Source organism: Nocardiopsis deserti, assembly GCF_008638355.1.
Taxonomy (GTDB): domain Bacteria; phylum Actinomycetota; class Actinomycetes; order Streptosporangiales; family Streptosporangiaceae; genus Nocardiopsis; species Nocardiopsis alborubida.
On the sequence record NZ_VWVS01000018.1, the window covers coordinates 114,448 to 133,467 of the forward strand.

Here is a 19,020-nt window from a genome sequence, read left to right on the forward strand (position 1 = left end):
TGAGTCAAGCGACTGACTTAAAAATGGGTACGCGTGTGCGCGCCCGCCGTGCCCGCCGTCGCGGACCCGTGGCCGGGTCCGCGCGCGGGCGCCTCCTCAGACCGCCGACCAGCCGTTGTCCACCGGCAGGACCGCTCCGTTGATGCTGCTCGCCGCGTCGGAGGCCAGGAAGACGACGGCGGCGGCCAGCTCCTCGGCCCGGGCCACGCGGCCCATGTTGGACATGAAGGTGCCGAGAGTGGTCGGACCGTGGGGTGCGGACGCGACGTCGACGGTGATCGAGGTGGCGGTGCCGCCGGGGGCGACGGCGTTGACCCTGATCCCCTTGTCGCGGTACATGACCGCGGTGGACTTGACCAGGCCGACCACGCCGTGCTTGGAGGCGGTGTAGGCGGCCCCGGCGGCGCTGCCGCGCAGGGAGGCCTCCGAGGCGGTGAAGACGACCGAGCCCCGGCCCTGCTCCGCCATGAGGGGCAGGACGGCGCGGGTGAGCAGGAAGGGCGCGGTGAGGTTCACCCGCAGGAGCCGCTCCCAGACCGCGTCGGTGACGTCGGCGGTGGCGGACATGTCGTCCATGATCCCGGCGTTGTTGACCAGGACGTCGACACCGCCGAGGCGTTCGACGGCCGTGGCGACGACCTCGTCCACGACCTCCTGGCGGCTGAGGTCGCCGACCACGGTCTCGGCGGTACCACCGGCCGCGCGGATCTCCTCGGCCGCCTCCCGCGCTGTGTCGGCGTTGAGGTCGGCGACCAGGACCCTGGCGCCCTCCGCGGCGAAGCGCAGCGCGCTCGCGCGGCCGATGCCGGAGCCGCCCCCGGTCACGATGACGTTCTTGTCCTTCAGGCCCAGGCCGGTCATGGGAAGCCCTCTCGTTGCCGCTGATGGCGACCACGGCGGCCGCTGTTGTCACTGTAGGACTTTTTGTCGCTAAGTGACAAATATTCTTGTGCCTGGTCCGGGCGTCAGTAGAGTGGACCCGCCCAGGCGCCGCGGACACGGGAGGGGGACGGTCGTGCCAGGAACACCACCCACGGAGGCGACCCGCGCACCCTCGGGGCGGGGCCGCCCGCCCATGACCGAGCGGCGCAGGGAGATCGTCCGCACGGAGATCGCGCAGGCGGCCGTACGGCTGTTCACCGAGAACGGGGTGTCGGGCACCACGGGCGACGACATCGCGCACGCGCTCGGCATCTCCACCAGAACGCTGTGGCGGTACTTCCCCAGCAAGGAGAGCTGCGTCCGGCCGCTGCTGACGACGGGCCTGGAGCACATGGCCGAACGCCTGCGCGCCTGCCCGCCCGGGGTCTCCCTCCTGGAGTACCTGGAGCGGGAGCGGTTCTTCGACGGCGAGCCGCAGGTCGTGGAGGGGCCGGTCGCCGACCTCATCCGGATGACCCACAGTGAACCGGCGCTCATGGCGGTGTGGCTGGAGGTCCACCACGCGGCCGAGTCCGTCTTCGCCCGGATCATCGCCGACCGCACCGGGGAGCCCGCCGACAGCCTGGCAGTCCGCGTCCAGGCGGCCACCCTCAACTCGGCGCTGCGCCTGGCCGCCGAGGAGCGGGCGCGCCTGGGGGGCGACGGGCCCGGTTCTCCGCCGGAGGGCGTGGGACCGCTGCTGCGCACCGCGCTGACCACCGCGGCCCGCGGCCTGCCCGCCTTCGGGCACGGCAGCGGGCACGGCAGCGGGCACGGCAGCGGGGACGGCAGCGGGGACGGCAGCGGGGACGCGTTCTCGGGCTGAGGCCGCCTCGGTTCGGAGCCGTCTCCGGCACGGCGGCGGCTATGCCTTCGGTGGCGCGGTGGTCACGCCCACCCGCCGCGGCCTCTCCCGGCGGGGCCGCCCCGCCGGGGTCCGGCCTGGCGGAGTCCGGCATGACGGGGCCTCACCTCGCGAAGTACAGGACCAGCGAGCCCAGGGCCAGCGCCAGGTAGGCGAGCGGGTAGGCCAGCGCGTAGTTCCGGGCCCGCAGGTGCGTGACCACCGCCCCCACGAAGAACAGCGTCAGCCCCAGCGCCGCCGCGGCCCCGACCACCGGGACGCCGAGCAGGCCCAGGAGCAGGCCCAGCGCGCCCGCGCCCTTGAGGAGGCCGAGGGCGGTCAGCCACGACTCGGGAACGCCCACGGCGGCGGAGTTGGCCAGGACGAACCGCGCGCGCAGCAGGTCGGCGACGGCCATGCCGCCGTTGGCCAGGACGGCGAGCACGGTCACCAGGACGTAGACGGCGTTCATGCCACTGCTCCCTCTTCGGGTCGGGAATCGTAGGAGTCCTCTCCTCGACGGTTCGCGACCGGAAAAGGTGACATGGGGCCCGCGCGCTCCGGTCCGGGCCGCCCCTCGGAGGGGCCGCCCGGACCGGAGCCGGAGTCAGGCGGGGAGCTCTCCGGCGCGGGTGGAGCGGACGGTGAACGCCGTGACCAGACCGACCAACGCCACCCCCATCACCCAGTACGCCGGGGACACCGGGTCACCCGTCGACGCGACCAGCTGGGCCGCGATGTAGGGGGCGGTCCCACCGGCGACGATGGTCCCGATGTTGAAGCCCAGGGCGACTCCGGTGTAGCGCACGGCCCTCGGGAAGAGTTCGGTGAACAGCGGGAACGCCGGGACCTGGAGCGCGGCGTTGAGGACCATGAACACCAGGTACATCAGGCCGATGACCAGCAGCCCCGACGCCTGGGACATGACCAGCAGGATGGGGTAGGCCAGGAGGACGTAGCCGACGCACCCCGCGGTGAGCACTCTCAGGCGTCCGAAGCGGTCGGTGAGCAGGCCCAGGAACGGCATGCACGCGCAGGCCGCGGCGATGACCGCGGCCGAGAGCCAGTACACGTCCTGGGAGTCGTGGCCCAGGTCGTTGATCAGGTACACGTTCATGTACGTCAGCCCGACGTACCCCGTGCCGTTGGTGGCGATGGCCAGGCCGATGACCTTGAGGACGGAGCGCGGGTTGCGCCGCAGCACGTCGGTGAAGGGGCTGCGGGCCACCTCCGCCTTGGTCTCCATCTCCCTGAAGTCGGGGGTGTCCTCCAGCTTCAGCCGCGCCCACAGGCACAGCAGGGTCAGCGGGACGCACAGCAGGAACGGGACGCGCCACCCCCAGGCCGTCATCTGCTCGGGGGCGAGGAGCCCGACGACCGCGCCGGTCACGGCGGCCGCGACCGCGAAGCCGAGCGTGGAGCCGGTCGGGGTGAACGCGCCGAAGAAGCCGCGCATGCCGGCCGGGGAGGACTCCGCGATGTAGGTGGCCGACCCGCCCACCTCGCCTCCGGCGGAGAAGCCCTCGGCCATGCGCACGACCACCAGCAGGATCGGGGCGATGATCCCGGCCTGCGGGTAGGTGGGCAGCATGCCCATCAGGGCGCAGCACACGCCCATGCTGACGACGGTGGAGACCAGCGCGACCTTGCGTCCGGTCCGGTCGCCGAGGCGGCCGAAGAAGATCCCGCCGAGCGGCCGCATGAGGTAGCCGGACCCGAACACGGCCAGGGTGGCCAGCACCGAGGTGGCGGGGTTGGAGCTGGGGAAGAACAGCGGGGCGATGACCACGGTCAGGAACCCGTAGACGCTGAACGCGTAGTACTCGATCAGGGTCCCCACCCCGCCGGCGACCGCGGCTCGCAGCGCGGTGCGCCGGTCGCGCACGGGCGCGCCGACGGGGGTCGGTGCCGGGGAGCTCCCGGCGCTGTCTGGAGAGGACAAGGCGATGCCTCCTGGTGAGGACGGAACGTGGGCGCCCGTCGGGGGTCCACGGGGAAGGACGCCTCCCCGTGGGCCGGGGCGGCGGGACGGGACGCCGGTCCGGCGCTCCCGCGTGTCGGTGGGGCGGTCCTGACCCGGCCGGTCAGCCCGCGGCGTGTGTCGAGCGGTGCTCGGAGAGGAGCAGGTTGAGGCTCCCCCCGGCCTCGATGACCTTGACCACGCGCTCGGTGAGCGGGTTTCCGGTCAGCTCGGCGTCCCGGTCGGGGAGGCGTACGGACGGGCGCCTCCAGTCGACCTCGACGCGGTCCCACCGCCGGACGGCGCGGCTGATGCCCGGGACGGTCAGCAGCGGCATGCCGTTGTAGGTCTCCCCGCGCCAGAAGCCTGGTGAGAAGGACTCGGCGATCACGGCCGCCACCCCCAGGTTGCGCAGCGCGACGAGCGGCGGGTAGTGCGGGTGCCCGTAGCCGAAGTTGCGGCCCCCGACGACGACGTCGCCGGGGCGCACCTCGTCGACGAACGCGGGGTCGTAGTGCCGCATGCACACGCTCCGCAGCACGTCGGGGTCGTAGTACTTGATGTTCTCCACGCCGATGATGAGGTCGACGTCGAAGTCGTCCCCGAAGATCCAGGCGACGCGGCCGCTGATGACGTCGGGCGGCGGCAGCGGACTCATGACCCGGTCACCTCCCGCACGTCGCAGATCCTCCCGGTCACGGCGCTGGCGGCGACGGTGTAGGCGGAGCCCATGTAGATGTTGGCGTCGGTGCTGCCCATGCGCCCGGAGATGTTGAGCACGCCCGTGGACACGCAGTTCTCCCCGGCCTCCAGGGGCTTCTGGTAACCGAAGCAGAAGTCGCAGCTGGACTCGGCCACGGCCGCTCCGGCCTCGCGCAGCACGTCCAGCAGCCCCTCCGCCTCGGCCTGGCGGTGGATCGCCGCCGAGGTCGGGACGACGTTGAGCTGCACGCCGTCGGCGACACTGCGGCCCCGCAGCACCCCGGCGGCGGCCCGGATGTCCTCCAGCCTCCCGCTGGCGCAGGAGCCGATGAACGCCTTGGTGACGGGGGTGCCCTCCAGCTCCGAGACCCCCCGCGTGTTCTGGCCCCGGGCCGACCCGGGCAGCACGACCTGCGGCTCCAGCTCCGAGAGGTCGATCTCGTGCACACCGGCGTAGACCGCGTCGGGGTCGCTGTACAGCGGCTCGGGAACGGTGTCGGACACCGTGCGGGCGTACTCCAGCGAGAGCTCGTCCGGGTTGAAGATCGCCGACACCGCGCCGGTGAACATCGCCATCCCGCACAGGCCCTGCCTGCGGTCGATGCTCATCGAGCGCGCTCCGGGGCCGGTGAACTCCATGACCTGGTGGGCGCAGCCGTCGGCGCCGAGCCGGGAGATGATGGCGTGGATGAGGTCGCGGTTGTCCACGCCCTCGGGGAAGGCCCCGGTGAGTTCGAAGCGCACCGACTCCGGCACGTCCAGGAAGATCCGACCGGTGACCCACGCCTCCAGGAGGTCGCGCCGCACCCCCCACCCGAGCGCCCCGAAGGCCCCCAGGCCGCTGATGTGGCCGTCGAAGTGGATGAGGAACCGGCCCGGAAGGGCGTAACCGAGTTCGGCGGCGACCTGGTGGCCGATCCCCTCGGCCTCGTGCAGGGTGATCCCGTAGAAGTCGCACCAGTCGCGGGTGACCTTGTGGACCTCCTCCTCCTTGGCGCTGCCCCGCGTGAGCATGTGGTCGATGAAGACCAGGTAGCGCTCGGGGTCGGCCAGTTCCCTGATGCCGAAGTCGTCGTGCATCTGGCGGAACATCACGTCGGTGTAGCCGGGGAAGTCGTAGGCGATCATGTGGTCGGGCCGGAACGCGCGGTTGTCGCGGGCGCGGACAGCGGTCCCCCCGGCGGCCCGGCCGAGGATCTTCTCGGTGATGGTCAGGCCCATGCTCACTCCCCCTCCCGCGCCGCGGGCAGGTAGTCCCGCTGCGCGGCCTCGACCTCGGCGAAGCCGATCAGGTCGACGAACTCGTGGTGCTGGAGCGCGTCGGCGCTCACCTGGGCGGGGGGCTCTCCCCCGGCCAGCCTGCCCAGGGTCTGGCGCATGGCGCCCGTCGCCGCCATCAGCACCTGGGTGGGCAGGAGGGCGAGCGCGACACCGACCTCCTCCAGGACCCGGGGGGTGAACTCGCGCTCGGTCCAGGTGGAGGCGGTGAGCGTGGCGACGAGGGGGACCCCCGCCTCCTCCCGGCACCTCGCCCATTCGTCGACGGTGGAGAAGGTCCTGGTGACCGGCATGATCATGTCGGCTCCGGCCCCGACGTAGGCCTGCGCGCGGCGCAGCGCCTCCTCGCCCGAGGCGTCGGTGCGCGCGATGAGGAGGACGTCGTCGCCGACGGCGTCCTTGACGGCGCGCACCTTCCCCGCCGCCTCCTGCGCCGGGAGCAGGGGCACCGGGTCGCCGACGCAGAGGGGACAGCGCTTGGGCGACTCCTGGTCCTCCATGAAGACCGCGGCGACTCCGGCGTCGCGGAAACGGCGGCCCGCCCGCGCGGCGTTGACCGCGTTGCCGTACCCGGTGTCGATGTCGGCGATCAGCGGAAGGCCGCTCGCCTCGCGGATGCGGCGGGTCGCGTCGAGGTTCTCCGACATCGTGTAGAGCTCGGCGTCCGGGTAGCCGAGGGAGGCGGAGACAGCGAAGCCCGAGGCGCACAGGGCCGAGAACCCGGCTTGTTCGGCCAGGCGCGCGGTGAGCCCGTCCCAGACCCCCGGCGCGTAGACCACTCCGGCGTCCATCAGCTCGCGTAGTCGCTGGGATTCCATGCCACCTGCCTTTCGTATAGCGGAACGCGTTTCGAAATGAGGCTAAAGAGGCGTATGATCCTGTGTCAAGGATCACTTCGGTACGTAACTCAGTCGACACGCGACGGTCCTACGTGCCGGAACGGCGACATACCGACCGGGCGGTCCGTGCACGGGTGGCTCCGTGTCCACACCACACGGAACACGTTTCGTACAGAACGGGAGAGTGAACCGCGATGATCTCCGTGATGCAGACCGAACCGCTGGGACTGCACCAGGTCTTCGACCGGGCCGAGACGACCTTCGCCGACCGCGGGATCACCGGCCGGGAAGCGGACGGCGTCCGCACGCTGGACTACGCCGCGCTGTTCGCCGGGGCCCGCGGACTCGCGCAGGTCCTCACCGACCTCGGGCTCCGTCCCGGGGACCGGGTGGCGACCTACGCCTGGAACACCCCGGACCACATGCGCGCCTACGTCGCGATCCCCGGCTCGGGCATGGTCATGCACACCGTGAACGTCCGTCTGAGCGCCGACGAGATCGCCTACACGCTCGGCCACGCCGGCGACCGCGTGGTGCTCGTGGACGGGTCCCTGTGGGAGACCTGGTCCGCCGTCGAACTCCCCGACACCGTCGAGCACGTCCTCGTCATGGGCGACTCCCCCGAACTCCCCTCCGCCCAGGGCGGAGCGCGCGTGCGCCGACTGGAACTCCCCGCGGCCCCCGGCCCGCGGAGCTGGTGGCGTCCCCGTGACGAGAACGAGGCGGCGGGCGTGTGTTACACGTCGGGCACCACCGGCCGCCCCAAGGCGGTGGTCTACAGCCACCGGTCGGTCTACCTGCACGCGCTCACCCTGTGCACGACCGACGCGTTCGCCATCGGCCACCACGACGTGGTGCTGCCGGTCGTGCCGATGTTCCACGCGAACTCGTGGAACCTGCCCTACGCGGCCCTGGTGTCGGGCGCCGGTCTGGCCCTTCCCGGCCGCCACCTGGACCCGCTCAGCCTCGCCGGATTCGTGCGCGACGCCCGGGCGACGTTCGCCGCCGGCGTGCCCACCGTGTGGTCCTCCCTGGTCCGCGCGGTGGAGGAGGACCGGGTGCCCGCCGACGCGATGGCGACCCTGGACCGGGTCGTCATCGGCGGCTCCTCCGCCTCCGAGAGCCTGCTCGACGCGCTCACCGGCCTCGGGATCCGCCCCGTCCACGCGTGGGGCATGACCGAGTGCTCACCGGTCGGACTGGTCGCCGTGGAACCGTGCGTTTCCGACGAGGCGGCGCGTGCGGCGGCCCGCCGCACGCAGGGCCGCCCCCTGCCCGGCCTGGCGGTCCGGTCCATGGCCGGGGGACGCGAGGTCCCCTGGGACGGCTCCTCCGTGGGGGAGTTGGAGATCAGCGGACCCTTCGTCGTCGACCGGTACCACGCCCCGGAGAAGGACGACGGCGCCTCCTTCGACTCCTCCCCCGACGGGCGCCGCTGGCTGCGCACCGGGGACATGGTCACCGTCGACGCGCGGGGGTACGTGACCCTGGTCGACCGCGCCAAGGACATGGTCAAGTCCGGCGGGGAGTGGATCTCCTCGGTGGACCTGGAGAACAGGTTGACCGCCCACCCCCGGGTGCGGGAGGCGGCCGTCATCGCGGTCCCCGACCAGACCTGGGGCGAGCGGCCCGTCGCGGTCCTGTCCAGCACGGACGGCGGGGAGATCCCCCCGGACGAGCTGCGGGGCTTCCTGGGGGAGGGGTTCGCGCGCTGGCAGCTCCCCGACCGGTTCGTGCTGGTGGAGGAGGTCCCCAAGACCAGCGTGGGCAAGTTCGACAAGAAGAGGATGCGCGCGGTGTACGGCCGTGAGAGCTGAGGCGGACGGCGGGGCCGCGCCCGCCGGAGCCGGATCCACGGCGTCGGAAGGGCCGCGGTCCGGCCGCTACCCTGGCACCGACGGCCGAACGTGCGAGGAGGTCCCCTTCGGTGGCGACGATCGACGGTGAATCGGCCGTTGGACCCAAGAGCGTGGTCAACTCGGTGCTCCGCGCCTGTCGGCTCCTGGAGTGCTTCACCCATGAGCGGCACGCCCTCACCCTCGGCGACCTGGCCGAGGAGACCGGGCTGAACAAGACCACGGTGCACCGCCTGCTGGCCACGCTGGTCCAGGTCGGCTGGGTCAGCCAGCGCGCGGACGGCGCCTACAAGGTCAACATGCGGCTGTTCACCGTGGGATCGACCGCGCTCGCGGAGCTCAACCTGCGCGACGAGGCCGCTCCCCTGATGCGCGGCCTGGCCGCGCGTTCGGGCCACACGGCCTACCTGATGGTGCCCTCGGAGGACGGCGCGGTCTGCATCGACCTCGTCGAGGGCTCGGGGCCGCTGACGATCAAGGAGATCGCCGTCGGCAGCGTGCTACCCTTCCACGCCGCGGCGGGGCCGATGACGATGCTGGCCTTCTCCACCGAGCTGCGGGAACGGTGGTTGGCCCGGCCGCTGCGGAGCTTCACCGCGCACACCCTGACCGACGAGCACTCCCTGCGGACGCACCTGGAACGGATCGCGTCCGAGGGCTACACCGTCAGCGACGAGGACTTCCTGGACGACGTGGGCGCCGTGGCGGCCCCCGTCTTCGACTCCTCCGGGGAGCTCGCCGCCACGGTGAGCCTGGGCGGACCCGCCACGCACTTCCGGGGGTCGGGCCTGGTCGGCCTCATCGCGGCCGTCCGCGAGGCGGCGGCCGAGCTGTCGGTCCAGCTGGGCGCCCGGGGCGGCTTTCCCCACTCCGGGTAGACGGCCCAGCCCGCGGGCCGCCCCTCGGGGATGATCTTGCTACCAGCGCCGCTGTCGACGCCCATAGTGACGCTGGTAGCAAGATCACCGGGAAAGGGGGCCGGGGAGACCGTGCGCTACTCCGGGTAGAGGGCGTCGGGAACCTCCACCCGGGCCCAGTCGGTGTCCGCGCCCAGGTGGAAGGACGGGTACGCGGGCTGGTTGTAGCCGGTCTGCTGCCGGGCCACGTCCACCCGGTACTGCGGGTCGTGCATGAGGGTGTGCAGCCGGTGTCCGCTCACCTCGGTGCTGGTGAGGATCCGCAGCGCGCCGCTGTCCTCCGTGCGCAGGACCAGTTCCTCGCGCCAGTCGCCGAGCACGTCCGCGACCAGGGCGGGGTTGCCCTTCGTGCCGTTGTTGGTGAGCGTGCCCCCGGCGGTGAGCAGCGTGCCGCGCCGCCAGTCCTCGACCCTGGGGGGCTGAGTGCCCTCGATGGTCTGCGTGGTCATGTCGGCGGACCAGCGGATGCTCATGTTCGTACCCGGGGTCTCCTCGCCCAGGAACTCGCCGCTGGCGCTCCACAGGCCCGCCTCGGCCTCACCGCCGGGCGGCATCGAGGACCAGGCCTCCAGGCCGGGGACGTCGGGGTCGATGTCACCGACCATGCCCCGGCCGGTGTCGGTGCCCGTGTACCCGCCGAACAGCACCTCGCCGGTGGCGGCGTCGCGCATCGCGAACCCGTACGGCGCGTACCTGCCGCCCTCGTGCACGGTCCAGACCTCCAGGCCCTCGCGCTCGGGGTCGAGATCGCCCACGTGCATCGCGTCGCCGTGCCCGAGCTTGGTCATCTGGCCCTCGATGGCGCTCCCGGGCGGACCCTCGGCGTGTGAGGAGTACAGCAGCGACCCGTCGTCGTCCAGGGTCGCGGAGCCGTAGACGATCTCCTGGCGTCCGTCGGCGTCCACGTCGGCCACGCCGAAGGAGTGGAAGCCCTGACCGGCCAGCGCGCCCATGTCGGGATCGGAGCCGTCGCCGCCGTGCGGGGAGGCGTTGAACGGGTTGTCCATGGGCACGTGCCCGCTGTCCGCGATCCAGCGCGTGCTGATGTCCTGCCCGTCGAAGTCGTAGGCGGCCACGGCCGCGCGCGTGTAGTAGCCCCGGGCGAACACCGCCGACGGGGTCCGGCCGTCCAGGTAGGCCACGCCGGACAGCAGCCGGTCCACCCGGTTGCCCGGCTCGATGCGCGACATCGCGTAGTCGCCCCACAGGAGGCCGTCGTCGCCCCGACCCGGCTCGTAGCGGACGGTGTCCAGTTCCGCGCCGGTCCCGCCGTCGAACACCGTCAGGTACTCGGGGCCGTGCACGACGAAGCCCTCGAACTCGCGCAGCTCGTTGCGCGCGCTGCGCGAGGGCGCGTACTCGTCGAGGAAGAAGTCCGCGAGCGCCCCGGCGTCCGCCTCGCTCAGGGGGTAGTCGTACCGGGGCTCCTCACCGAAGGCCTCCTCCAGGGTGGCGGGCCAGTTCCCGGCCACGACCTCGGGGTGCTCGTGCCAGCCCAGGAACACCTCCACGACGTGCTCGCGGTAGTCCCCGGCGCTCATCCGGTAGTCGTCGCCGTGCTCGACCCCGGCCTCGACGTCCGCCTCCGGCAGGGTGATGTGGTCCTCGACCGCCTCACCGCCCTCGCCGAAGGTCAGTGTCCGCGTGCCCGGAGCCGTCTTGAGCATGATCTCCGAGCGGCCGTCGCCGTCGAGGTCGTAGACGACGAACTGCGTGTAGTGCGCGCCCGACCGGATGTTGACGCCCAGGTCGATCCGGTGCAGCAGCTCGCCGTCCAGGGTGTAGGTGTCCACGTAGGTCGGGCCGGTGTAGCCCCGCTGCGAGACGTCCTTGGAGTTGGTGGGGTCCCACTTGACGACGAACTCGTACCGCCCGTCGCCGTCCACGTCGCCGACGCTGACGTCGTTGGCGGTGTAGCCGTACTCCTCCCCCGCCGGAGTGGTGCCGCCCTCGGGCGGCTGGAGCGGCAGGTCGTGGTGCCCCTCGGCCCACACGGCGGCCTCGCCCTCGGGGCCGACGCCGGGCCTTCCCCGGGGGACGGGGACGACCCGGTACTCGGAGTCCGCGCCGCCCTCCCCGTCCAGGAAGTTGGTGCTGTCGCGCACCATCCCGACGACCCGGCCGTCCCGGTACACCCGGAACTGCGGGCCCCGGAGCCCGGAGTCGGTGTGCCCGCCGACCTCGGAGGCCAGCAGGCGCCAGCTCAGGAAAACGCCTTCCGGGGTGTCGACGGCGACCAGGCCGCGATCCAGCCGTTCCAACTGGATGCCGGAGTCTCCTCCGGGCTCGGCCAGGGCGGTGGAACTTCCGGCCATCACCAGGGCACATACGCCTGCGAACAGCGGACTCGTTCTTCGGACGGAACGCGGGGGGATCCCCATGGGCACGCCTCCTTGTACAGCGGGGTGACCCACGTTACAAGGCAAGCGCTTTCCGACCAAGGCCCCCAGAGCGAGAAAGGCGGGAGCGACGGGCGGGAGGAGAACACGGGTGTGCCGGGGCCGCTGGTGGCGGCCCCGGCCCGTGCGCGGTGCCGGACTGCCCGGAAGCGCTGCTGGTGTGGCGCGTGAGACGCTCCCCTTCGATGATCTTGCTCCTGGTGCCACTCTCGGCGCCGACCGTGCCCCTGGGAGCAAGATCATCCCTGTTGTGCGCTCCGATGGCACCGCAACGGTCGGGTCACCGGTCAGGCCGGTACGGGAGTGGCGGCCTCGGCGGCCAGGGCGGGCGGCATGAGCGGAGCCGCGTGCGGCCACAGGGCCAGGAGGAGGGCGTCCACACTCGCGGCTTCGAGGAGTCCGCTGGGGGTGACCGCCCAGAAGGACTGCGTGGCCTCGCCGTAGTAGACGATCAGGTGGCGGTGGCGGGCCTGGATCACGGCGGCCTGGGCGTGTTCGCGGGAGAACTCGGAGCGGTGACCGCCCAGGCGGGGCAGGCGCTGGGCGCGGCGGACGCGGCAGGAGGGGTGCTCGCAGTCCAGGCAGACCGGGCCGACGAGCGGGGTGCGGCGCGGGAGCGGCGGGATGGGCCGAGGCATCGGTCGAACGTCGTCCGAACGGCGGGGCGAGGGGATAGGGTTCTGCATCAGATCCTCTTTTCTTGCCTATGTCTGGGTTGGTTTCTGGGGGTTCAGGGCCCGGGAGAAGCGCTGCAACGCTTTCCTGGGCCCGTCTCATGTCGTCGACATGTCAGAGGTCGGTGTGGGTGTTCCAGCGGCTTCCGGTGAGGTCGTAAGCCAGTGAGAACCACACCGTGCGGTAGTGGGCGTTGCCGTTGTCGCCCCAGGCGGTGGCGAAGGCGTTGACCATGGCCAGGCCCCGACCCGATTCGGCGTCCAGGTCCAGGCCGTTCTGCTGGGGTTCCAAGCGGGAGTCCCTGTCGCGCAGGCCGCCCCGGTCGCGGCAGGCCAGGTGCAGACCGGTGCGGTGGCGGTGGACGAGGAGGGTGTAGCTGCCGCCGGGTCGGCCGGAGAGGCTGTGGTGGATCGAGTTGTTGGCGAGTTCGCTGCCGAGCAGCGTGAAGAGGTAGCGGTAGTCGGTGTCCTGGGCGGCGGCGCAGGTGTCCAGGAACGCGCGGACCAGCGGCATCACCGCCGGGGTTCCGGCGAAGTCGTAACGTCGCGTGCGGTAGTTGGGGCGTTCGGGCTGCCGGGTGAAGTAGTGGCGGTGGACCGGCCGAATGAAGCTGGCCAGCGGGACCGTGGCCTCACCCAACGCGGGCATGGGCATCGGGGCGGGGGCTTTCGTGGGCATGACGAACACACTCCTTGGCGTGAGCAGGGGTTTCGTGGTGCCCGTTGGAGGAGTCTCACGGATGCCGTGATGCGCGGAACGGGCAGGGCGTAGCGTTCAGACCGAAACACGATCCGTGATCGACCGGTCACCCCCTAGCTTAGAATGGGAATCTCGTAAGTCAAGCGGTTCTAGCAAGACTCCCATTTTGCCCCGATAGGATGCCCCCATGAGCCAGCAGAGTCCGAACATCCGGCGTCGTCGCCTCGGTCACGTGCTCCGAAGTCTGCGTGTAGAAGCCAAACTCACCCTCGAAGCCGCCGCGAAGGGATCGGGTGTACCTCGGGCCACCCTCGGCCGCATGGAGACAGCCGAGGCACGACGTCTGCGCCGCACCGACCTGGACGCCCTCGCTGACTTCTACGAGGTGGACGCGGAGACACGCGACGGGATACATGAGCTGGCTCAACAGGCCAAGCAAAGCGGCTGGTGGTCGCAGTACAAGGACGTCTTCGGTGAGCGTGCACTCCCCGACTGGGAAGCTGAGGCCGCCACAATCCGCACGTTCGAAACTCAGCTGATCCCCGGCCTGTTTCAGACTCCGCAGTACGCGGCTGCGGTCTTCCGAGGCGGACGAGCGATTACCGAGGATGAGATTGCCCGACCAGTCGAGGCACGCATCAATCGCCAGCACATTCTCAACAGGGTCAAACCGCCACGCATGACCGCTGTGCTCGACGAAGCCGCCCTCCATCGCCTAGTTGGCGGTCGTGAGGTGATGCACGAGCAACTCGAACACCTGGGACACCTTGCCATACGGCACAACATCGACGTGCAGGTACTGCCCTACGAAGCGGGCGAGCACCTGGGCATGGAGGGTTCTTTCACGATCCTCGACTTCCCAGAACCCAAAGACACACCGATCATCTATGTGGAAACCGCCACCACCAGCCTCTTCTTGGAGCGTCCCGAAGAGATCGAGGAATATAACGTCGTATTTGGGAACCTTCAGGGCATAGCTCTGTCTACATCTCAATCAGCCAAGTTCATCAGCAGTACCGTCAAGTCACTGGAGAAACAGACATGAGTCAACAACTTGAGTTCCGTAAGAGCAGCTACAGTGGCCGGAACCAGAACTGCGTCGAGGTGGCCCACATCCCCACGGGCTTCCGGAAGAGCACGCACAGAGGCGCCAGTGAAGACTGCGTCGAGGTAACCGGTCTCCCCTGCGGCGCTGCCGTCCGCGACTCCAAGCACCCCGGCGCCGGACACCTCCCCTTTCCCGCCACCGAGTGGAGCGGCTTCCTGAGAACCGCCCTCTCTCGCTGATCCCTGGAACCACCCACGCCCGGCCGCCTCCCCCGAGGACCACGGCCGGGCGTCGCTGTTCCCAGGGAGCAGGTGTCCCGGCCGCCTCGTCCGTCTCCCGTCTCACCCCAGGGAGTTGAGGATGAACAGAAGCAGGGCGGTCAGCGCTACCGAGACCACCAGCGACATGACACAGCCCAGACGGTTGCTGAAGAAGACGAACACGGCACTCCCTCCACTCTCAGCCACTCCCGAAGGACTGAGCACGGTTGCCGATCCCCTACCCCGCTTGCCCCGCCCCAGTACGGGCGTCTCCGGCCGCATCTTCAGGGCGAGCCAATCTCAAACACACAGCCAACAAAGAAGAACCGAGCGTGGCGTGCTCGTCCTCCTAGGATATTAGGTAAGCCACGAGGAAGGCAAAAAAGTAGAAAGCCGAGATAGAAAGAAGAGCCTTCGCATTCCAGCAGGTTCTCTCAAACGCCCACATTTCACTTTCCCCGCCACCCTCCCCAACCCTTTCATTCACCAATTTTTCCACAGAGGCGGCAACACCCCTGAAGTTTCTGTATCCAATCAAGAGCGAGTACAGGGAATCAGGGAAAGCGGTGCATTTGATCCCCTTTCCGCTCTTCAGCCTGACCTGCACGCCTCCGACGTACTCTACTCCAGAAACACCCCCAAGTGAGATTTCAACCTCTCCCAAGAACTCCTTCACAACAACCCTATCCTTCTTGACTTCAATTCCAGGGAACACGCCAAGATTGAAAACAAACCAAACAAGCAGAGAACTTAATGGGAGAAGAATCAGGAGGGTGATTACACTCTCAAATGTAAGCCCTTGAACCCCCGGCCACACTGCGCCGATTGCAAAAATCCCGAGGCCAAAAAAGAGGAAAAGGAGCCAAGAGACTACGAAAGACGACCATCTCTTGAACACCACTCTTCCATTCATATCAAGACCCAAACGAACCTCCCAAATCCGCTCGTCCTACGAGGTTAGTTCGGATAACCATCCACACCAGAGACTAAAGCTGAGTGGCGTTTGTGGCGTAAAGGCAACGCACTCATTGCAGCAGCGCCACCCGGAGCGCACCCCACAGACGAACCATCACCTAAAGGGTGATCATTTTTATCAAAAGGCGAACTGACACTCCACCCCAGAAAATCCTACCAAACAAAATAGAAGCAGAAAATGAGGCCGAAGACAAGAACGAAGGAGCCCAGATAGGCAAGAGGACCCATCAGCCGGAGCCTGCGCGAGGCACCAAATATCCGGAAAATTAGAGAAACCCTTATAAAATCGATAGTCTCCACTGCCGCTGTGACCAGAAAGAGAATCACGCCAAGGACCAGCAGATTAGAGTACTCTTCTCCCCCCGGAATCCCTAAGAGATCGAAAGCCACATAATAAAAACCCATACCAAGAAGGCTTAGGATGATGGCGTAACCTACCGCGAGGACACCATCCAATACACACAGATTTCGATTCTCCTCTAGGTCCAGATCACCATCTCTTCCCGAAAGTCTTGCTGCTTCTACTTCGGAAAAAAATTCTCTCAACCCACTAGAGGCAAAGCCAACCAGCAAGGGAACGACGCGCCTGACGCCAATAAGTCGAACGAACGCCGCATCTGCAACACGCATCACTTCAGAAGGATCCTAATCTCTCCTACGGAAGGCCCTGGCTTCATTGTAAGCCACTCCACCGATCGTTATGTGGGTCCCAATATTTCCCAGCACGTCAGTTGCATTACTTGCAAAGCTGGAAATAGAAGACTCGGCAGCATCGAGAGTTCTATTGGCCCACTTGTGCACTTTAGGCCTCTTTCTGATGACACCGTTGCTAGTGGTGATACTGGACCACCATTTTCTCTGCGCGTTCGCTCCCCGCACTGCAGTCGCAACCCGGACGCCTGCGGCACCAACCACAGGAATCCCTCCTGCGACTCCCCACATGCCAGCTCCCACATTCCCTTGTTGGAAGTTCCATAGACCGCCTCCAACCGAAAGGGCAGCACCCGCCACACCAAGAGCACCACATACAGGACAAGCAAACATACCAGCAACGCCTAGGACCAAACCGGCATATCCAAGGATATTCCCCCAGTTCATGCCATCATCAGTCGTGTATCGGTTGGAGAACCAGCCTCCGGCCTGTGAAAGCCAACTGGCATCGTTCTGCGCTTCGGTCTCCAGAGAGTTGGTGTAACTGACAGGTGCGGGTCTGCTCACTGGAGCCCTAGACACAGTCTGGAACCCAGTAGTGCGGCGCCACTGCTCCGCGTAACCGCCGCCCATCGACGGGTGCCATCCAGTAGGGGTCTTGGGTCGGCGAGGCGGGCCGTGCCAGTTCCCCTGCTTCTTCCATTTCTCCGTCAGAGCGCCGCCCATCGACGGGTGCCACCCGTTGGACAGGAGATCCTTCCAATTGAGGCCATTCGGGTCAGTGAACGAGACTGGGTTGTTGTTCGAGTAGACGTACCCGTTCATCTTCTGAGCATCGGTCAATTCCATCAAGGGGTCCACCGAGATGAACCGGCCCAGCGCCGCGTCATACGCTCGCGCACCCAGCTGGGTCAGCCCCGTGGACTCATCCACCGTGCCGTCCACGAACCCCCGCTCACCCGGCCACTCCCCCGCGGCCTCACGGTTCTCATCGAACACGGTCATCCGCCGCTGAACGACCTCGCCCCAGACCGCGTCCACCGTCATCTGACCCGTCCCGACATGGTCGGAGAACACCCAGTGCAGGTCCCCGTCGTTCTCCCTCACCGCGACCGTCTCACCCGCGTGCTCGAAGTAGCGCGTGGCCTCCTCGGTGCCCGCGGCCGGGTCCCATGTCACCTCGCCTGATTCCTCAAGGAGCAAGAAAGCTCAAACCAAGGTAGCTGAAAAATACAAGCACCCATATCACCGGAAAGGCGAGGAGGTTCAGGTGAGGACTCATTTTATTTCCAGCATCCCCCGCCACGTCACCAACAGCGCTCTCGCTAACACCCTGGTTGAGAATGCGCACAGCACGATTGGCACTCGGACTACCAAACAAAGCCGTGAGAAGCGACCCCTCAAACGCCGCAGGCTTGAGGGAATCACCGTTCTTCAACTCTATGACCAAAGCGCCACCTGGCGCTACGATGTCACGAATCTGAGCCATCGGAACCGAAGTCTTAGTCAGGTAATCCCGAACAATCAGAAAACCATCACCAATTTCAATGCTCCTCCAGAAGCCAATCTTTACACTCAACCATATCGACATGCCCATCACGGTAGAGGCAAAAAAAGCATCGTTGAGCTGAAACTCGCCAGACCCCATCCAGAGCACAGGCAGCACCCATACCAGGAATGCAAGAATGCACGAAATAATTTGCATGCCCCTGTTGCGAATGACCATACCTCACCAATCAACTAACGGCCAGCAAAGGGATTGCTGTACGGCACGGGACCGCCGAACGTGGAACCGCTGGCGATATTGACTGCGTAATTGGCGGATGAAGCGCCCCAGTCAACAGGGCCTGAGTTCATGTCCCAGCCTTGGAAGATCCCCTCTCTACGCTGGGGGTTGCCCGACCTGGGGTTGTAATCCCACCTTTGAGTACCGGTCCGCACGGTAGGCCTCGATCGCATTGAGCTCAGAGCACCTCGCCACGTACCAGCAGCCAACCTACCGACACCGAGAGCAGCACCTCTGCCCATGCCAAGCATCAGAGCACTCCACGCATGCTCCTTCACATTGACAGAACCGTCGATCTGATGGTCCATCCAAACATTTGCTGCAAGGACCGCACCACCAGCCGCGAGACAGGCGCCCGCAGAAACGAACACACAGGCCCCGAATGCAGCCCAACTCGCGACTTGCGAAATAGTCCCCCAGTTGTCCGTCGTCCAGTCTGCCGCGCTATTCCACGCCCCGCTCACCCAGTCTCCGGCCTGGGAAAGCCATGTGGCATCCTCAATGGCTTCTTCCTTAGGGCTTTTTACAGGACCGTTCCAGTAATTTGCCGGCGCCTTGTAAGTGGGGGTGGACATCAGATAGGGGGACGTTACGTTCGGCCCGTAGTTCATGCGAGTCCAGTTGGTGCGTACTCCACCACCCGGATACACAGTGATGCTGACCGTGATCGAAACCGATGAACTGTTCTTCGATTTCTTCTTCGGCGCCGGAGAATCATAGTAGCCGGTGTTGCGCAGATAATTCTCCCTGGCCTTCATCTGCTGAATGTCCCAGGCAGCGAGACCATTACCGTCCCAATAAGTGGCCGGACTATTGTTAGCGTAGGCATACCCGTTCATCGACTGAGCGTCTGCCAGGTTCAGCAACGGGTCCACCGAGACGAACCTACCCAGCGCCGCATCATAGGCACGCGCTCCGAGCTGGGTCAGACCCGTGGACTCATCCACCGTGCCGTCCACGAACCCACGCTCACCCGGCCAGTCCCCCGCGGCCTCACGGTTCTCACCGAACACGGTCATCCGCCGCTGAACGACCTCTCCCCAGACCGCGTCCACCGCCATCTCACCCGTGCCGTGGTGGTCTGAGAACACCCAGTGCAGATCCCCGTCGTTCTCCCGCACCGCGACCGTCTCGCCCGCGTGCTCGAAGTAGCGCGTGGCCTCCTCGACTCCTGCGGCCGAACACCCAGGTCGCAGCTATGCCCGCAAGA

At 67.6% G+C, this 19,020-nt stretch carries 19 protein-coding genes; 5 read left to right on the forward strand and 14 right to left on the reverse strand.

Annotated elements, in window-relative coordinates:
- Nucleotides 1–96: 96 nt before the first annotated feature.
- Nucleotides 97–861, reverse strand: coding sequence for an SDR family NAD(P)-dependent oxidoreductase (locus FYW99_RS24415; RefSeq protein ID WP_150254370.1), 765 nt, complete (start codon nt 859–861; stop codon nt 97–99).
- Nucleotides 862–1,075: 214 nt separating this feature from the next.
- Here FYW99_RS24415 and FYW99_RS24420 point away from each other — a divergent pair, with 214 nt between their 5' ends.
- The gene (locus FYW99_RS24420; protein WP_150254410.1) at nt 1,076–1,747 is read left to right on the forward strand and encodes a TetR/AcrR family transcriptional regulator; all 672 of its coding nucleotides are present in this window, start codon (nt 1,076–1,078) and stop codon (nt 1,745–1,747) included.
- Nucleotides 1,748–1,889: 142 nt separating this feature from the next.
- On the opposite strand, the gene FYW99_RS24425 is transcribed toward FYW99_RS24420, so the two are convergent.
- From FYW99_RS24425 to FYW99_RS24445, 5 genes are all read right to left on the reverse strand, one after another.
- Entirely contained in the window at nt 1,890–2,237 is a 348-nt protein-coding gene (locus FYW99_RS24425) for a DoxX family protein (protein ID WP_150254371.1), read from the reverse strand.
- A gap of 135 nt (nt 2,238–2,372) precedes the next feature.
- Nucleotides 2,373–3,707, reverse strand: a complete 1,335-nt coding sequence (locus FYW99_RS24430) for an MFS transporter (RefSeq protein ID WP_223839481.1) — start codon at nt 3,705–3,707, stop codon at nt 2,373–2,375.
- 142 nt (nt 3,708–3,849) lie between these two features.
- Nucleotides 3,850–4,383 carry a LeuD/DmdB family oxidoreductase small subunit gene (locus tag FYW99_RS24435; RefSeq protein WP_150254372.1) on the reverse strand — a complete coding sequence of 178 codons (534 nt, stop codon included), beginning with the start codon at nt 4,381–4,383 and terminating at the stop codon, nt 3,850–3,852.
- Nucleotides 4,380–5,648, reverse strand: coding sequence for a 3-isopropylmalate dehydratase large subunit (locus FYW99_RS24440; protein ID WP_190394787.1), 1,269 nt, complete (start codon nt 5,646–5,648; stop codon nt 4,380–4,382). Before FYW99_RS24440 ends, FYW99_RS24435 begins: the two co-directional genes overlap by 4 nt.
- 2 nt (nt 5,649–5,650) lie before the next feature.
- Complete coding sequence (locus FYW99_RS24445) at nt 5,651–6,523, reverse strand: isocitrate lyase/PEP mutase family protein (protein ID WP_150254373.1); 873 nt, start codon at nt 6,521–6,523, stop codon at nt 5,651–5,653.
- A gap of 227 nt (nt 6,524–6,750) precedes the next feature.
- Here FYW99_RS24445 and FYW99_RS24450 point away from each other — a divergent pair, with 227 nt between their 5' ends.
- Nucleotides 6,751–8,361: a long-chain-fatty-acid--CoA ligase gene (locus FYW99_RS24450; RefSeq protein ID WP_190394788.1), complete on the forward strand. Its 1,611-nt coding sequence runs from the start codon at nt 6,751–6,753 to the stop codon at nt 8,359–8,361.
- A 110-nt stretch (nt 8,362–8,471) separates the two neighbouring features.
- Complete coding sequence (locus tag FYW99_RS24455) at nt 8,472–9,278, forward strand: IclR family transcriptional regulator (RefSeq protein WP_150254375.1); 807 nt, start codon at nt 8,472–8,474, stop codon at nt 9,276–9,278.
- Between the two features lie 116 nt (nt 9,279–9,394).
- On the opposite strand, the gene FYW99_RS24460 is transcribed toward FYW99_RS24455, so the two are convergent.
- The 3 genes from FYW99_RS24460 to FYW99_RS24470 all read right to left on the reverse strand — a co-directional run bounded on the left by FYW99_RS24460 (nt 9,395) and on the right by FYW99_RS24470 (nt 13,069).
- Entirely contained in the window at nt 9,395–11,632 is a 2,238-nt protein-coding gene (locus FYW99_RS24460; RefSeq protein WP_190394789.1) for a rhamnogalacturonan lyase, read from the reverse strand.
- Between the two features lie 371 nt (nt 11,633–12,003).
- Entirely contained in the window at nt 12,004–12,402 is a 399-nt protein-coding gene (locus FYW99_RS24465; protein ID WP_150254377.1) for a hypothetical protein, read from the reverse strand.
- A 103-nt stretch (nt 12,403–12,505) separates the two neighbouring features.
- Nucleotides 12,506–13,069, reverse strand: coding sequence for an ATP-binding protein (locus FYW99_RS24470; RefSeq protein ID WP_150254378.1), 564 nt, complete (start codon nt 13,067–13,069; stop codon nt 12,506–12,508).
- A 208-nt stretch (nt 13,070–13,277) separates the two neighbouring features.
- Between FYW99_RS24470 and FYW99_RS24475 the strand changes: the two genes are divergently transcribed.
- The gene (locus tag FYW99_RS24475) at nt 13,278–14,135 is read left to right on the forward strand and encodes a helix-turn-helix domain-containing protein (protein ID WP_150254379.1); all 858 of its coding nucleotides are present in this window, start codon (nt 13,278–13,280) and stop codon (nt 14,133–14,135) included.
- The gene (locus tag FYW99_RS24480) at nt 14,132–14,377 is read left to right on the forward strand and encodes a DUF397 domain-containing protein (protein ID WP_150254380.1); all 246 of its coding nucleotides are present in this window, start codon (nt 14,132–14,134) and stop codon (nt 14,375–14,377) included. Before FYW99_RS24475 ends, FYW99_RS24480 begins: the two co-directional genes overlap by 4 nt.
- 370 nt (nt 14,378–14,747) lie before the next feature.
- On the opposite strand, the gene FYW99_RS24485 is transcribed toward FYW99_RS24480, so the two are convergent.
- The 5 genes from FYW99_RS24485 to FYW99_RS24505 all read right to left on the reverse strand — a co-directional run bounded on the left by FYW99_RS24485 (nt 14,748) and on the right by FYW99_RS24505 (nt 18,931).
- Nucleotides 14,748–15,299 (reverse strand): hypothetical protein, encoded by a 552-nt coding sequence (locus FYW99_RS24485; RefSeq protein ID WP_190394790.1) that lies wholly within the window; start codon nt 15,297–15,299, stop codon nt 14,748–14,750.
- Between the two features lie 227 nt (nt 15,300–15,526).
- On the reverse strand, nt 15,527–16,006 hold the full coding sequence (locus FYW99_RS24490) for a hypothetical protein (protein ID WP_150254382.1): 480 nt from the start codon (nt 16,004–16,006) through the stop codon (nt 15,527–15,529).
- A 12-nt stretch (nt 16,007–16,018) separates the two neighbouring features.
- Nucleotides 16,019–17,203 (reverse strand): RHS repeat-associated core domain-containing protein, encoded by a 1,185-nt coding sequence (locus tag FYW99_RS24495; protein WP_150254383.1) that lies wholly within the window; start codon nt 17,201–17,203, stop codon nt 16,019–16,021.
- A gap of 13 nt (nt 17,204–17,216) precedes the next feature.
- Nucleotides 17,217–17,750, reverse strand: a complete 534-nt coding sequence (locus FYW99_RS24500) for a hypothetical protein (RefSeq protein ID WP_150254384.1) — start codon at nt 17,748–17,750, stop codon at nt 17,217–17,219.
- Nucleotides 17,751–17,764: 14 nt separating this feature from the next.
- Nucleotides 17,765–18,931 (reverse strand): RHS repeat-associated core domain-containing protein, encoded by a 1,167-nt coding sequence (locus FYW99_RS24505; RefSeq protein WP_150254385.1) that lies wholly within the window; start codon nt 18,929–18,931, stop codon nt 17,765–17,767.
- Nucleotides 18,932–19,020 lie beyond the last annotated feature (89 nt).

Bases quoted from the DNA above. Each gene is read 5' to 3' on its own strand.
- FYW99_RS24415 (WP_150254370.1), bottom strand. From the start codon at position 861: ATGACCGGCCTGGGCCTGAAGGACAAGAACGTCATCGTGACCGGGGGC.
- FYW99_RS24450 (WP_190394788.1), top strand. From the start codon at position 6,751: ATGCAGACCGAACCGCTGGGACTGCACCAGGTCTTCGACCGGGCCGAG.
- FYW99_RS24440 (WP_190394787.1), bottom strand. From the start codon at position 5,648: ATGGGCCTGACCATCACCGAGAAGATCCTCGGCCGGGCCGCCGGGGGG.
- FYW99_RS24480 (WP_150254380.1), top strand. From the start codon at position 14,132: ATGAGTCAACAACTTGAGTTCCGTAAGAGCAGCTACAGTGGCCGGAAC.
- FYW99_RS24460 (WP_190394789.1), bottom strand. From the start codon at position 11,632: ATGGCCGGAAGTTCCACCGCCCTGGCCGAGCCCGGAGGAGACTCCGGC.
- FYW99_RS24420 (WP_150254410.1), top strand. From the start codon at position 1,076: ATGACCGAGCGGCGCAGGGAGATCGTCCGCACGGAGATCGCGCAGGCG.
- FYW99_RS24475 (WP_150254379.1), top strand. From the start codon at position 13,278: ATGAGCCAGCAGAGTCCGAACATCCGGCGTCGTCGCCTCGGTCACGTG.
- FYW99_RS24465 (WP_150254377.1), bottom strand. From the start codon at position 12,402: ATGCAGAACCCTATCCCCTCGCCCCGCCGTTCGGACGACGTTCGACCG.
- FYW99_RS24470 (WP_150254378.1), bottom strand. From the start codon at position 13,069: ATGCCCACGAAAGCCCCCGCCCCGATGCCCATGCCCGCGTTGGGTGAG.
- FYW99_RS24435 (WP_150254372.1), bottom strand. From the start codon at position 4,383: ATGAGTCCGCTGCCGCCGCCCGACGTCATCAGCGGCCGCGTCGCCTGG.
- FYW99_RS24445 (WP_150254373.1), bottom strand. From the start codon at position 6,523: ATGGAATCCCAGCGACTACGCGAGCTGATGGACGCCGGAGTGGTCTAC.
- FYW99_RS24500 (WP_150254384.1), bottom strand. From the start codon at position 17,750: ATGGTCATTCGCAACAGGGGCATGCAAATTATTTCGTGCATTCTTGCA.
- FYW99_RS24425 (WP_150254371.1), bottom strand. From the start codon at position 2,237: ATGAACGCCGTCTACGTCCTGGTGACCGTGCTCGCCGTCCTGGCCAAC.